Raw genomic sequence first — 13,795 nt, forward strand, 5'->3', positions numbered from 1 at the left:
ACTTCCTCCAGTACGAATCGTACTGGAGGTAGTTTTCTCTTTCAATTAATCTCGACTCGATTTTCGTCTTCTTAGTGCTAATAATCCAACTAGAACTACGACAATACCTAACAATCCATAGTTAAATATGTTAGTAGCGGTATTCGGTAATTTTTTACCCTCTTCTTTTTCGGTTTTAGGAGGAGGGGTTTTACCGCCAGAGTTATCTACCCCTGGATCTGGATTCGGTTTCGGCTCTGGTTTCGGTGCTGGATCCTTTGGATCAACATCGATTTTCGCTTCTGGATAATTTGGATCTGGAACATTATCACTGCTTACAGTAGCGATATTTTTAATGGTCTCTCCAGATTGATCGGATTGGATAGTTGCTTTAAATGTAACTGTACGCCATTCCGTATCCTTCACGTCACCGAAGTTCGCTGTAATTGTACCATCTTTGAACTCGCCCGTACCTTCATGACTTACTTCCAAGCTGTCTGCTACATATTCGAGACCTGCTGGAAGTTTATCAGTGATCGTTAAGTTCTCAACTAAACTATCAGATACAGTGTTGCGGGCCTTGATGGTATATACAACCGTGTCACCGACTTTGAATGTATCCTTGCCTTTCTCCAGGTTCATGGCTAACTTCTCAGATTCTAGAACGGAGTGGCGCGGATATACTTGTACTACTTCTTCCGGTTTGTCCGGCTTGTCAATATTGTCTCCGTCAACTACGGCAATGTTTTTAATGTCTTTGCCTGCTTGGCCGGACTTGACTTTTACAAGGAATTCTACTGTATGCCAGTTTGTATCCTTGATGTTGCCGAATTGACCCACGATCTTGCCGTCTACCGCATAGCCTTTGTCATCGTCTTTCGCATCGGTGACAGATTGACCATCGACTTTCAGGCTGTCTGCTACATACTCAAGTCCTTCCGGAATTTCATCGGAAATCACCAAGTTTTTCACAAGACTGTCTTCGATCGTATTTTGGGTCTTAATCGTATAACGAAGGGTATCGCCGACTTCCGAATGCTCCTTATCTTTGTTGCCTTCCGCTTTTGCTTCCAGCTTCGCTGATTTCTCTGATTGGAGAGTAGGATTCTTCGGATCGACTGTCACTTTCTCGCTTGGCTCATCTGGCTCATCGATATTATCTCCATCAACGATGGCAATATTTTCAATGGTATTACCAGATTGACCAGACTTGATTTTTGCTTGGAAAGTAACTGTACGCCACTCCGTATCCTTCACATCACCGAAGTTCGCCGTGATGGTACCATCTTTGAAATCCCCGGTACCTTCATGACTGACTTTTAAGCTGTCTGCTACATATTCCAGACCGGCTGGAAGTTTATCAGTGATCGTTAAGTTTTTAACTAAACTATCGGATACTTTGTTGCGCGTTTTGATTGTGTAGACAATCGTATCGCCGACTTCGAATGTCTCTTTGCCTTTCTCTAAGTTCGAAGCTGATTTCTCAGATTCTAGAACAGAGTGGCGTGGATAAATTTGTACTTCTTCTTCTGGCTTATCTGGCTTGTCAATATTGTCACCATCTACAGTGGCAATATTTTTAATGTCTTTGCCGGATTGACCAGTCTTGACTTTTACAAGGAATTCTACTGTATGCCAGTTTGTATCCTTGATGTTGCCAAATTGACCTACGATCTTCCCGTCTACCGCATAGCCTTTGTCATCGTCTTTCGCATCGGTGACAGATTGGCCATCTACTTTCAAACTGCCTGCTACATACTCAAGTCCTTCTGGAATTTCATCCGAAATCACTAAGTTTTTCACTAGGCTGTCTTCGATCTTGTTTTTAGTCTTAATCGTGTAAAGAAGCGTATCCCCAACTTCTGGGTTGTCCTTATCTTTGTTACCGTCAGCTTTTGCTTCCAGTTTCGCAGATTTCTCCGATTGGAGAGTAGGATCCTTCGGATCGACTGTCACTTTCTCTTCTGGCTCATCTGGCTTGTCTATATTATCACCATCAACAACGGCAATGTTTTTAAGTTCTTTACCAGACTGACCAGATTTGATTTTTGCTTGGAAAGTGACGGTACGCCATTCCGTATCTTTCACATCACCGAAGTTCGCCGTGATGGTACCACCTTTGAAATTCCCGGTACCTTCATGACTTACTTTCAGGCTGTCTGCTACATATTCGAGACCAGCTGGAAGTTTATCAGTGATCGTTAAGTTTTGAACTAAACTATCAGATACTTTGTTGCGCGTTTTGATTGTGTAAACAATCGTGTCGCCCACTTCGAATTTCTCTTTGCCTTTTTCAGCGTTTGTAGCTGATTTTTCGGACTCTAGCTTCGGTTCACGTGGGTAAATCTTTACTTCTTCTTCCGGCTCATCTGGATCTCCGGTGTTTTCTCCACTAACGACGGCAATGTTTTTAATATCTTTGCCGGATTGGCCTTTGTCTACCGTCACCAAGAAGCTTACTGTATGTGCTTTCGTATCCGTCACGTCACCAAAGTTGCCTGTGACCTTGCCGTCTACCACATGACCAGCATCATCGTCTTTGGCATCTGTTACTTGTTTGCCATCTACTTCGAGGCTGCCTGCTACATAGCTCAGACCGGATGGAATCGTATCCGTGATCACTAGCTTTTCGACCAAGCTGTCTTCGATTGTATTTTTCGTTGTAATTGTGTAACGAATTGTGTCGCCGACTTCTGGATTTTTAGCATCTGTATTACCTTCTGCCTTCTTCTCCAGTTTCGAGGACTTCTTCGATTCTAGCTTTGGCTCTCTTGGATAGATTTTGACTTCTTCTTCCGGCTCATCTGGATCCCCGGTATTCTCTCCACCAACGACGGCAATGTTTTTAATATCTTTGCCGGATTGGCCTTTGTCTACCGTAACTAAGAAGCTGACCGTATGTTCCTTCGTATCTGTCACGTCACCAAAATTACCAGTGACCTTGCCGTCTACCACATGACCAGCGTCATCGTCTTTGGCATCTGTAACTGACTCACCATCTACTTCAAGGCTGCCTGCTACATAGCTCAGACCAGATGGGATCGTATCCGTAATGACTAAATTTTTGATCAAGCTGTCTTCGATTGTATTTTTCGTTGTAATTGTATAACGAATCGTGTCGCCGACTTCTGGGTTTTTGGCATCTGTGTTACCTTCTGCCTTCTTCTCCAGTTTCGAGGACTTCTTCGAGTCTAGTTTTGGTTCTCTTGGATAGATTTTTACTTCTTCTTCCGGCTCATCTGGATCTCCGGTATTCTCTCCACCAACGACGGCAATGTTTTTAATATCTTTGCCGGATTGGCCTTTGTCTACCGTAACTAAGAAGCTGACCGTATGTTCCTTCGTATCTGTCACGTCACCAAAATTACCAGTGACCTTGCCGTCTACCACATGACCAGCGTCATCGTCTTTGGCATCTGTAACTGACTCACCATCTACTTCAAGGCTGCCTGCTACATAGCTCAGACCAGATGGGATCGTATCCGTAATGACTAAATTTTTGATCAAGCTGTCTTCGATTGTATTTTTCGTTGTAATTGTATAACGAATCGTGTCGCCGACTTCTGGGTTTTTGGCATCTGTGTTACCTTCTGCCTTCTTCTCCAGTTTCGAGGACTTCTTCGAGTCTAGTTTTGGTTCTCTTGGATAGATTTTTACTTCTTCTTCCGGCTCATCTGGATCTCCGGTATTCTCTCCACCAACGACGGCAATGTTTTTAATATCTTTGCCGGATTGGCCTTTGTCTACCGTTACCAAGAAGCTTATTGTATGGTCTTTCGTATCCGTTACATTTCCAAAGTTGCCGGTGACTTTGCCGTCTACCACATGGCCAGCGTCATCGTCTTTCGCATCTGTAACAGATTGACCATCTACTTCGAGGCTGCCTGCTACATAGCTCAGACCGGATGGAATCGTATCCGAAATCACTAAATCTTTGACCAAGCTGTCTTCGATTGTATTCTTCGTTGTGATCGTGTAACGAATCGTGTCGCCTACTTCTGGATTTTTAGCATCTGTATTACCTTCTGCCTTCTTCTCCAGTTTCGAGGATTTCTTCGATTCTAGTTTTGGATCCTTCGGATCAACTTTGACTGTTGTTGTTGGTTCCTCTGGTTCTTCAATTTCATCAACCGTTACTTTAGCGGTGTTTTTAATATCCTTACCAGATTGACCTGATTTGATTTTCGCTTCGAATGTGACCGTACGCCACTCCGAATCCTTCACTTCGCCAAACTCAGCCGTGATGACACCGTTGTTTTCTTTCACTGTGCCGTCATGGCTTGCTTTCAAGCTATCTGCGATTAACTCTAAACCTGCTGGAAGTGTATCCTCAATCGTCAGGTTGCTTACTAAACTATCGGATACTTTGTTGCGCGTTTTGATTGTGTAAACAATCGTGTCGCCCACTTCGAATTTCTCTTTGCCTTTTTCAGCGTTTGTGGCTGATTTTTCGGACTCTAGCTTCGGTTCACGTGGGTAAATCTTTACTTCTTCTTCTGGCTCATCTGGCTTATCAATATTCTCACCCTTAACGGTGGCAATATTTTTAATATCAGCACCTGCTTGGCCTTCCTTGACTTTCACTAGGAATTCAAGTGTATGCCACTCGGTGTCTTCAATATCGCCAAATTGTCCAGCAATTTCACCATTAACTGCATAACCGTTATCATCGTCTTTGGCATCTGTGACAGATGTACCGTTGACTTTCAGACTGCTTGCCACATACTCTAGTCCTTCCGGAATTTTATCCGAAATGACTAAGTTTTTCACAAGACTGTCTGCGATGGTGTTTTTGGTCTTGATCGTGTAGAGAAGAGTATCTCCAACTTCCGGATTGTCCTTATCTGTGTTGCCATCAGCTTTCGCTTCCAGTTTCGCAGATTTCTCCGATTCTAGCTTTGGTTCCTTTGGATCGACCTTGACTGTTGTTGTTGGTTCCTCAGGTTCTTCAATTTCATCAACCGTTACTTTAGCGGTGTTTTTAATATCCTTACCAGATTGACCTGATTTAATTTTTGCTTCGAAGGTGACCGTACGCCACTCCGTATCCGTCACTTCGCCAAACTTAGCCGTGATGACACCGTTGTTTTCTTCCACTGTGCCGCCATGGCTTGCTTTTAAGCTATCTGCGATTAATTCTAAACCTGCTGGAAGTGTATCTTCAATCGTCAGGTTGCTTACTAAACTATCAGATACTTTGTTGCGCGTTTTGATTGTGTAAACAATCGTGTCGCCCACTTCGAATTTCTCTTTGCCTTTTTCAGCGTTTGTGGCTGATTTTTCGGACTCCAGCTTCGGTTCACGTGGGTAAATCTTTACTTCTTCTTCCGGCTCATCTGGTTTATCAATATTATCCCCTTTAACAGTAGCAATATTTTTGATATCCATACCAGCCTGACCGGCTTTGACTTTAACTTCGAATGTCAATGTATGCCAGTCTGTACCTTTGATGTCACCGAATTGACCTGAAATTTTGCCATCCACCGCATGACCGTTGTCATCGTCTTTGGCATCTGTAACAGATTCATCATCTACTTTCAAGCTGCCTGCTACATACTCGAGGCCTTCAGGAATTTCGTCCGAAATCACTAAGTTTTTCACAAGACTGTCTTTATTGGTATTCTGCGTCTTGATTGTGTAGAGAAGGGTGTCACCGACTTCTGGATTATCCTTGTCTGTATTGCCCTCTCCCTTTTCTTTAATCGTTGCTGACTTCTCTGATTTCAGGACAGGATCTTTATACTTAATCGGTGTTTTTGTTTCATTTGTTTCCGTTTCTTCGTCCTTACCTGTCAACAAATTCTTATGTTTGACTTGTGCTTTGTTAATGACATCTTTTCCTGCATGATCGGACAAAGCTTTTACTTTAAATTGAACAGTAACACCGTCAGGCAAGTCATTTGTATTCGGTAAATCCCCTATATTAAAGGTTACTTTTCCGTCAGTATAATGACCTGCATCACTATCCTTCTCATCTGTTACGTCACCCTTTTTGGGACCACTCAAAATTTTCATTGATCCTGGCACATATTCTGTACCTTCAGGAATGGCGTCTTCTATGACTGTGTTTGAAGCAACGTCTCCGCCTGCATTTTTGACAGTAACTTCATAGGTTAATTCATCCCCTGGAAATACATCGCCTTCAGGGCTTACCGATTTCTCCGCTGTAATACAAGCCTCAGTACCAAGGAAAATGTCGTCTAAGAAGTTCCCGGCCCCTAAGTTTCCACTAGCAGTAGAAACAGCTTCAAATCCAAACCTTGTCATGGTTTGCCCTGCTGGAACAGTGTAAGTTCCTGTATAGTTTCCCCATTTTGTGTTGCCATCTGACATTTGCTCTATAACCGGGGTATCATATGGATTATTCGTCACAGGTCCAATACGAAGCTGCATCGTATCTACTCCTGCCCGTCCCATATGAGATAATCTCCAGTAGATGGTTTGGCCTGGTGTTGTTTTCACGTCTTGGTATAACAAACCATTATCGTAAGCATTCAATTCTGCATATCGATTTCCATCTGGTGGAGCGGGGTAAAGATTTACTACTCCTGCTGGATATCCTTGTTTATAGTCCCATATTTCTATGATCTTCACGCCTTGACTATCGTCCGTAGTATTCCAGCCCGGCACTTCAGATTCCAAGAACATGTATGGTTCATTATTAGCGGAACCCCTCGCAGGTCCTCCCTCAAAACTACCATTAATCAGCGAGACAGTTGGTCCACAAACACCACTTGGAGGGTCAAGCGGATACACAACAATACTAGTCTCTGGCTTGTCTGGCTTGTCCAGATTGTCGCCAGTGACAGTCGCAGTATTTTTAATCGTTTTACCAGCTTGGCCTTCCTTCACCTTCACTTTGAATGTAATGGTATGCCATTCGGTGTCGGTTACATCCCCAAACTTTCCGGTTACTTTATTATCGACAAACTCGCCTTGATCATCATCTTTCTCATCACTGACTTTTTTACCATCTACTGTCAGCGTACCCGGAACATATTCCAATCCTCCCGGAATCGTATCCGAGATGACCAGATTTTTCACGGGACTATTTTCGATCGTGTTCCGTGTTTGAATCGTGTAAAGAAGCGTATCTCCCGATTCAGGATGATCCTTATCTGGGTTTCCATCCGCTTTTTCATGCAACTTAGCGGATTTTTCTGATTCCAGGACAGGATCTTTATACTTAATCGGTGTTTTTGTTTCATTTGTTTCAATTTCTTTTTCTTCATTTTTTAGCAAGTCTTTATATTTGACCTGTGCTTTGTTGTCCACATCTTTGCCTGCATGATTGGACAAAGTTTTCACTTTAAATTGAACGGTCATTCCGTCAGGTAATGTGGTTGTGTTCGGTAAGTCCCCTAATTTAAAGATGACTTTTTCACCGTTAAAATGACCTGCATCATTATCTTCCACATCCGTTAGGTCTCCCGCTTTCGGACCATTTAAAATTTTCATGGATCCAGGGACATATTCCGTACCTTCTGGAATTGCGTCTTCAATGACAGTATTTGCAGCAACGTCACCACCGGAATTTTTAACGGTCATTTCATAGGTTAATTCGTCACCTGCAAATACATCGCCTTTAGGGCTAACCATTTTTTCAGCCGTCACACACGGTTCGGTACCTAAGAAGATATCGTCTAGGAAATTTCCTGCTGCATTTGAACCCGTTGCGCTGGAAACTGCTTCAAAACCAAAGCGAGTTTTCGTTTGTCCTGCTGGAACAACATATGACCCAGAATAATATTTCCATGCTTCTTTACCACTCGTCATTGTTTGAATAGTTTTCAGGTTTTTCGGATCAACAGTGGCTGAATCTATCTTTAACGCCATTGTATCTTGGCCATCACGACCTTTGTGAGCCAAGCGCCAATAAATCGTTTGTCCTGGTGTCGTATCTACATCTTGATAAAGCTGTGCCGCTTCTCGGCTGTTCAATTCCGCGAACTGTTGCCCATGTGCTGGAGTAACTTTCAAAGCTGCATATGGGTGCCCTGGTGGGATTTCATCACCCAAAGATTTATTCATAATTTCAAATAACCCTGATCTATCTGTTGTCTTCCATCCTGGAACAGCAGCCTGAGGAGCATCAAACCATCCAGTCCTTTTTGTCAGACGCGGATCATCAGGTGAAAATGGCGGTTCCTCAAAACTACCATTTATCAGAGCCACTGGTGCTGCACAGGCGTCTGGTGGATCGATTGATTCTTCAATCTTACTTATAACTTCATTGGATTTGATTTCATCTGATTCAGATGAAGTGACGGTTGCTTGGTTTACAATTTCGGAACCAGCTGCAGCATCATCCTTTACTTTCACTTGAAAGGTGATAGTTGCTGCATTTTCTTCACCTACGAGTATTACGCCTTCGCTTGCGTTCTCCGCCGGCGATTTAATCTTTAACCCTTTTACTAACGGGCTTTGACCATCAATATCGGCAACAGCTTTCCCGTTTAATTTCGTACTATTTGCGACATACTCTGTTCCTGCTGGAATTTTATCCGTTAAGATGACATTGTCAGCGGGTAGATTTCCAGTATTGTTGACCACGAGTTTGTACTCGATCGCGTCATTATTATTGACAGAACCTGTTTCTTTGCTTCCATTGGCAAATTTCTCTACATTCAGCTCAGTATAAAAATTTGGGAAAACAGCTGATGCAGCATCAGTAAGGAAATTAATATTTGGAATTTTCACGAGTTTTTTCGCAATATTGTCTTTTGGATCGGAAACAAAGAGATCTCCTTGCGTGAACGCAATAAGCAGTTCATTAGAAGGTAAGTAACTTAATCCTGCTCCATGTCCTGGGGTAGTAAGAGGTATATTACCAACCCGTCCAAATACTGTTTCTTTCCCCGTATCACGATCATAGCGCACCCATTCTTCATTTGTGGCATCGATATAATACATATTACCTTTATCATCAAAAACATTATCACGTAAGTTTAATCGGTTATTTGGATTGATACTACTATCTACCACATTCCCTGTATTTGGGTCAATCAATATAATACGAGACTGTTTCTTTGTTACATCTTTAACAAATAAAGCATAGTGCCCTGTGATTGGATCAATTGCTCCTGCACCTAGCGGAGTGAAAGTTGTCAATTCACTTGGCATATTTAATGTTTGTTTTGTTGCGTTACCGTCTTCGGTAATTTTATAAATAAATGAATTATTGTTACCTTCAATTCCATAGATCTCTGTTCCATCATTGGACATGGCAATAGAGTCGATGCCAGCCACCGAAAGTAAATGTATTTCAGCTTTGATCCCTGCTGATGGATTATGGCCATCAATCTGCAACAACCAGGGTCCCGGCTTACCGTTATATGATGTGACACTTATATAAGTGTCGGTGGTGTTAAAGTTAAACCCTGTTTCAGCATTGGTAACAGAAGCTTTACTTTTTGTATTAGTTTTTTCTGTAGACGCTTCTGAGTCAGTCTCTTTTGCTTTAGCAACATCATCTACAGATTCACTTTCTTCTTGAGACTCACTTTCTTCTTGAGATTCACTTTCTTCTTGAGACTCACTTTGTTGTTTAGCTTCACTATCTGGTTTCTCCTTAACCATCTCGATCGGCGTGACAACTGCTGGATTCGTTTCCATGACAAGATCGTCGTTTATCACGATTTGTGCAACGTTTTCAATTTTATCTGCAATCGCCGCATCTTCTTTCACTTGTGTCGTGATTTGCAGCTTTACTTCCTTGCCTGCAAGTTCCTCCAGCTCTTCCTTCGTTAATTCCAGGGAAACTTTTTGACCATCTACAACTACTGTGTATGTATCGTTCTCTTCTTCATCTATTAGAACTGCTGTACCCTGAACAGCTAAATGCTTATCAAGATCATCTAATATTTCTATAGATTCATAGCCTGATACACTTTCTGGAAGTTCAACGATTACATTGTAGTTATAGTCTTCTCCCTTTGGTATTTCCTTTGATTCTTCCCCATCAATATCCTTCGAGACATTTGGCTGTTCTATAGCTTCTGTTGTTTCTATTTCTGCAGCCTGGACTGGCGTAGAAAACGAAGGAAGCATTCCGTTTAAAGTTACCAAAATCATCGCAAAAAATATAATGGATTTTTTAAATCCTGCCTTTAATCTTTTGGAAATTGCGAGACTCAATTTTCCACCTCCAAATTAAATTTTAAACATACGAATAATCAAAAATTTTACACCATTGATCACCTCCTTAAAAACTTCCTTTTTACTTCTGCCACAGTGTTATTTTTTATTCTATAAATCGAAGCGATTATACAATAAAATTCTTCCTCATTTTCAATTTATTATAAAATAAGGAAGAAATAACCATAAATATATTACAAAATAATCAAATAAAAATAAATATTGAGTCTCGCAGTGATAAAAGGCATAGGATAAATTATCTTTATAACGAATTCCATTTTCAATATATCGAATTTTAACTCGAAAAAAAAACCTTGGAGGAATGGAAAAACTACTAATATCTGGTTAAATTATAATTCGACAATCTGTACAAAAACTGTACAGATTTTGTACAAAGGCAAAGATATTTCGAGAATATTAAAAACAAAAGTCGAATCAAAGCTTGATACGCTTGCATCAGAATGGAAAAATTAATCGTTTCTTGTCGGGAAACAATATTCTTATGATGTCTTGAATATGAGTGAGGAATTTGCTAGCCGAAAAACGTTTTACAATAAATAGAAATAAGTGTGCAGTTTGGGGGATTAAAGAAATCATCTGTGAATAATGCAGGGATTTGGGGAATTCTTTCGTTTCACCTTTTAGCGTTGAAAGAAGGAGATAAGTGCTAGCTCTGAGAAAATAATTAAATATAGGATTGGCAAGCTTTACCTCACACCTATAGAATGAGAAAGCTAACAATCATAAAGTGATGCAGCGTATTATGAAAAATATAGATAGATATCCAAAAATGAAAATGAAGAAAAGGAAGCCACTAACGCGCCTGCCTTATTATAAGAGCAATACCTGTCAGAAAATTCGTGTGTCCCACACGGAAATGTATCAACTGGAAGCAAAACATTAGCCTATGGAAAGGAGTCGTATAAAGCCGATCTATATAGTCTTGGCATATATCAAATGCGCCTTGGCGTATTTGCGCCCAATAAATTTCCTCTGAAAACCTGTGGCATCCGCCGGAGGCTTTAACTTCATTCAGCCGGGGTTTGAACCCCACTGAATGGAATAATACCAATATGCCTTCATCCCACCACTTACAGAAGTGAGAGACTTCTGCTGAATGAAGTTAAAATCGCATTTGCCAGAAACTTAAGTACCAGATTTTAAAATTGATATTTGTCATCGTACTGAGCTTTTTTATAGCCATAGTAATTGAAAGAAATTCTTCACATCTTCTGTATCTAGGCTAGTAACAACATTGAAAAATTTATACTTGTTATATTGCTTTAAGTAGCTCTTTAGACATGCCTTTTTCAGATCCTGAATAGATAAGTTCTTAATATTTAATGAAGTATTATTTCGCAGCTACTTCGCTAATTGATGTGACTAAGTTTGTTTTGAACACACTATATGGTCAAGAACCACGATATTTTGTTTCTTCATGAATATCAAAATCTCGGGGGCAATAGTAAGGAATTTCGCTTTAAAAATGAAGTGGGAGGACATCAATCATATGGGATTCTTCAATACAAATCCTTTAACTTGGAAATTGCATAGTTGGGATAATCTCTAATCTTTACAGAAGATTGTTTCTGGATGTATCTGTAGGAAGAAGTTTAATGTGGTTCGCATGCTTACTTCTTTATTAAAAGGGAGGTAGGTTTTTCTTTGGAGTTAATCAGGTGGTCATAACAAGTGTATGCATTAAAACTGTTGTCACTTTAGTCCTGTTTCTAAACTACTTGATTCATATGGTTCTTAATATGGAAATAAGATATAAATTTCGGCTGTTGGTACAGTTCTTATGTTTATTAATCCTATCAGGAAGTAAATTGTTCCTTTGTAACAGGAGGTTAAGAAGAAACAACCTTTGAAATTCTCACTTTGAATGAAAATGAACAGGTCATAGGTGTTTAGTCCAGGGAGCTTATCCCCTCTTATCATCAAATGCGCCTTGGCGTATTTGCGCCCAGATTTTATCGAGCTTAAGCTCGATAAATTTCCTCTGAAAATCTGTGGCATCCGTCGGAGGCTTTAACTTTATTCAGCCGGGGTTTGAACCCCCACTGAATAGAATACCAATAGGCATTCATCTCACCACTTACAGAAGTGGGAGACTTCTGCTGAATCAAGTTAAATGCTGTATGTACACAAGCTACGCCAAACTTGTGTGAGCCCCTTCTATACAAACAGATTTCTATATATTTATATTTCAAAATGAATTCTACCTGCAGATATAGATGTGGCATTACGTCATTATTTTTGTTATTAGGAAAATGTGTAAAATTAATAAGGAAATACCATAATTGGTATATTGATATAGAAAAAAAAATAAAAACAGACGGACCTATTGGTCACGTCTGTTTTCATTCGGTATACCTGAGGTGGGATTCGAACCCACAAGCCCGTGAGGGCATTGGATTTTGAGTCCAACGTGTATGCCAGTTCCACCACTCAGGCATAATATAAATATGGAGGCGGCAACCGGATTCGAACCGGTGGTAAGGGTGTTGCAGACCCGTGCCTTACCACTTGGCTATGCCGCCAATTTTGGAGCGGAAGACGGGGTTCGAACCCGCGACCCCCACCTTGGCAAGGTGGTGTTCTACCACTGAACTACTTCCGCATACTGGGCTAGCTGGATTCGAACCAACGAGTGACGGAGTCAAAGTCCGTTGCCTTACCGCTTGGCTATAGCCCATTAATATATCTTCATTATACTATATATTCAATGGGGCGACTAGTGGGAATCGAACCCACGATGTCGGAGCCACAATCCGATGCGTTAACCACTTCGCCATAGCCGCCGTGATTGGCAGGGGCAGTAGGAATCGAACCCACACTAGAGGTTTTGGAGACCTCTGTTCTACCGTTAAACTATGCCCCTGTAAATGGTGGTGGGGGACGGATTCGAACCGCCGAACCCGGAGGGAGCGGATTTACAGTCCGCCGCGTTTAGCCACTTCGCTACCCCACCACAGCTAATATTTATTAAATGGTGGCTCAGGACGGAATCGAACCGCCGACACAAGGATTTTCAGTCCTTTGCTCTACCGACTGAGCTACTGAGCCTTTTTTCATCAATTCCTTTAATAGGAATGGCGGTCCCGACGGGAATCGAACCCGCGATCTCCTGCGTGACAGGCAGGCATGTTAACCGCTACACCACGGGACCTTTGAAACATTTTGTAAAAAAATTGCGGGAGCAGGATTTGAACCTGCGACCTTCGGGTTATGAGCCCGACGAGCTGCCAGACTGCTCCATCCCGCGATAATATAATGGTGACCCCTACGGGATTCGAACCCGTGTTACCGCCGTGAAAGGGCGGTGTCTTAACCGCTTGACCAAGGGGCCATCTTAATAATTTTGCTTAATGCTTAGTATGGCGGAGAGCAAGGGATTTGAACCCTTGAGACGGCGGTAGCCGCCTACACGATTTCCAATCGTGCTCCTTCGGCCAGCTCGGACAGCTCTCCAATGGCTCCGCAGGTAGGATTCGAACCTACGACCGATCGGTTAACAGCCGATAGCTCTACCACTGAGCTACTGCGGAATAATGTAATCGCCCGGCGACGTCCTGCTCTGACAAGGGGAAGCCCCTCACTACCATCGGCGCTGAAGAGCTTAACTTCCGTGTTCGGGATGGGAACGGGTGTGACCTCTTCGCTATCGCCACCAGAC

3 protein-coding genes, 13 tRNA genes and 1 rRNA gene are annotated in these 13,795 nt (G+C 41.8%); all 17 read right to left on the minus strand.

Going from position 1 to position 13,795, the window contains the following annotated elements; translation table 11 throughout:
- Positions 1–45: 45 nt before the first annotated feature.
- The 17 genes from D5F11_RS13870 to rrf all read right to left on the minus strand — a co-directional run bounded on the left by D5F11_RS13870 (position 46) and on the right by rrf (position 13,794).
- Positions 46–10,116: an isopeptide-forming domain-containing fimbrial protein gene (locus tag D5F11_RS13870; RefSeq protein ID WP_126646592.1), complete on the minus strand. Its 10,071-nt coding sequence runs from the start codon at positions 10,114–10,116 to the stop codon at positions 46–48.
- An 814-nt stretch (positions 10,117–10,930) separates the two neighbouring features.
- Positions 10,931–11,188, minus strand: a complete 258-nt coding sequence (locus tag D5F11_RS13875) for a hypothetical protein (protein WP_126646593.1) — start codon at positions 11,186–11,188, stop codon at positions 10,931–10,933.
- A 910-nt stretch (positions 11,189–12,098) separates the two neighbouring features.
- Positions 12,099–12,329 carry a hypothetical protein gene (locus tag D5F11_RS13880; RefSeq protein ID WP_126646594.1) on the minus strand — a complete coding sequence of 77 codons (231 nt, stop codon included), beginning with the start codon at positions 12,327–12,329 and terminating at the stop codon, positions 12,099–12,101.
- A 160-nt stretch (positions 12,330–12,489) separates the two neighbouring features.
- Positions 12,490–12,573, minus strand: a tRNA-Leu gene (locus tag D5F11_RS13885).
- A gap of 12 nt (positions 12,574–12,585) precedes the next feature.
- Positions 12,586–12,659 (minus strand) — tRNA-Cys (locus tag D5F11_RS13890).
- 5 nt (positions 12,660–12,664) lie between these two features.
- Positions 12,665–12,739, minus strand: a tRNA-Gly gene (locus D5F11_RS13895).
- 3 nt (positions 12,740–12,742) lie between these two features.
- A tRNA-Gln gene (locus D5F11_RS13900) sits at positions 12,743–12,814 on the minus strand.
- A gap of 31 nt (positions 12,815–12,845) precedes the next feature.
- A tRNA-His gene (locus D5F11_RS13905) sits at positions 12,846–12,920 on the minus strand.
- Between the two features lie 6 nt (positions 12,921–12,926).
- Positions 12,927–13,000: transfer RNA gene (locus D5F11_RS13910), tRNA-Trp, on the minus strand.
- 5 nt (positions 13,001–13,005) lie between these two features.
- A tRNA-Tyr gene (locus tag D5F11_RS13915) sits at positions 13,006–13,090 on the minus strand.
- 19 nt (positions 13,091–13,109) lie between these two features.
- Positions 13,110–13,185, minus strand: a tRNA-Phe gene (locus tag D5F11_RS13920).
- Between the two features lie 27 nt (positions 13,186–13,212).
- Positions 13,213–13,288, minus strand: a tRNA-Asp gene (locus D5F11_RS13925).
- Positions 13,289–13,310: 22 nt separating this feature from the next.
- Positions 13,311–13,384 (minus strand) — tRNA-Met (locus tag D5F11_RS13930).
- Between the two features lie 9 nt (positions 13,385–13,393).
- Positions 13,394–13,468: transfer RNA gene (locus D5F11_RS13935), tRNA-Glu, on the minus strand.
- A gap of 29 nt (positions 13,469–13,497) precedes the next feature.
- Positions 13,498–13,590 (minus strand) — tRNA-Ser (locus D5F11_RS13940).
- Positions 13,591–13,592: 2 nt separating this feature from the next.
- Positions 13,593–13,667: transfer RNA gene (locus D5F11_RS13945), tRNA-Asn, on the minus strand.
- Positions 13,668–13,678: 11 nt separating this feature from the next.
- Positions 13,679–13,794, minus strand: a 5S ribosomal RNA gene (gene rrf, locus D5F11_RS13950).
- Between the last annotated feature and the right edge of the window lies 1 nt (position 13,795).

The sequence above is a fragment of the Siminovitchia terrae genome (assembly GCF_003605405.2).
Taxonomy (GTDB): domain Bacteria; phylum Bacillota; class Bacilli; order Bacillales; family Bacillaceae_C; genus Siminovitchia; species Siminovitchia terrae.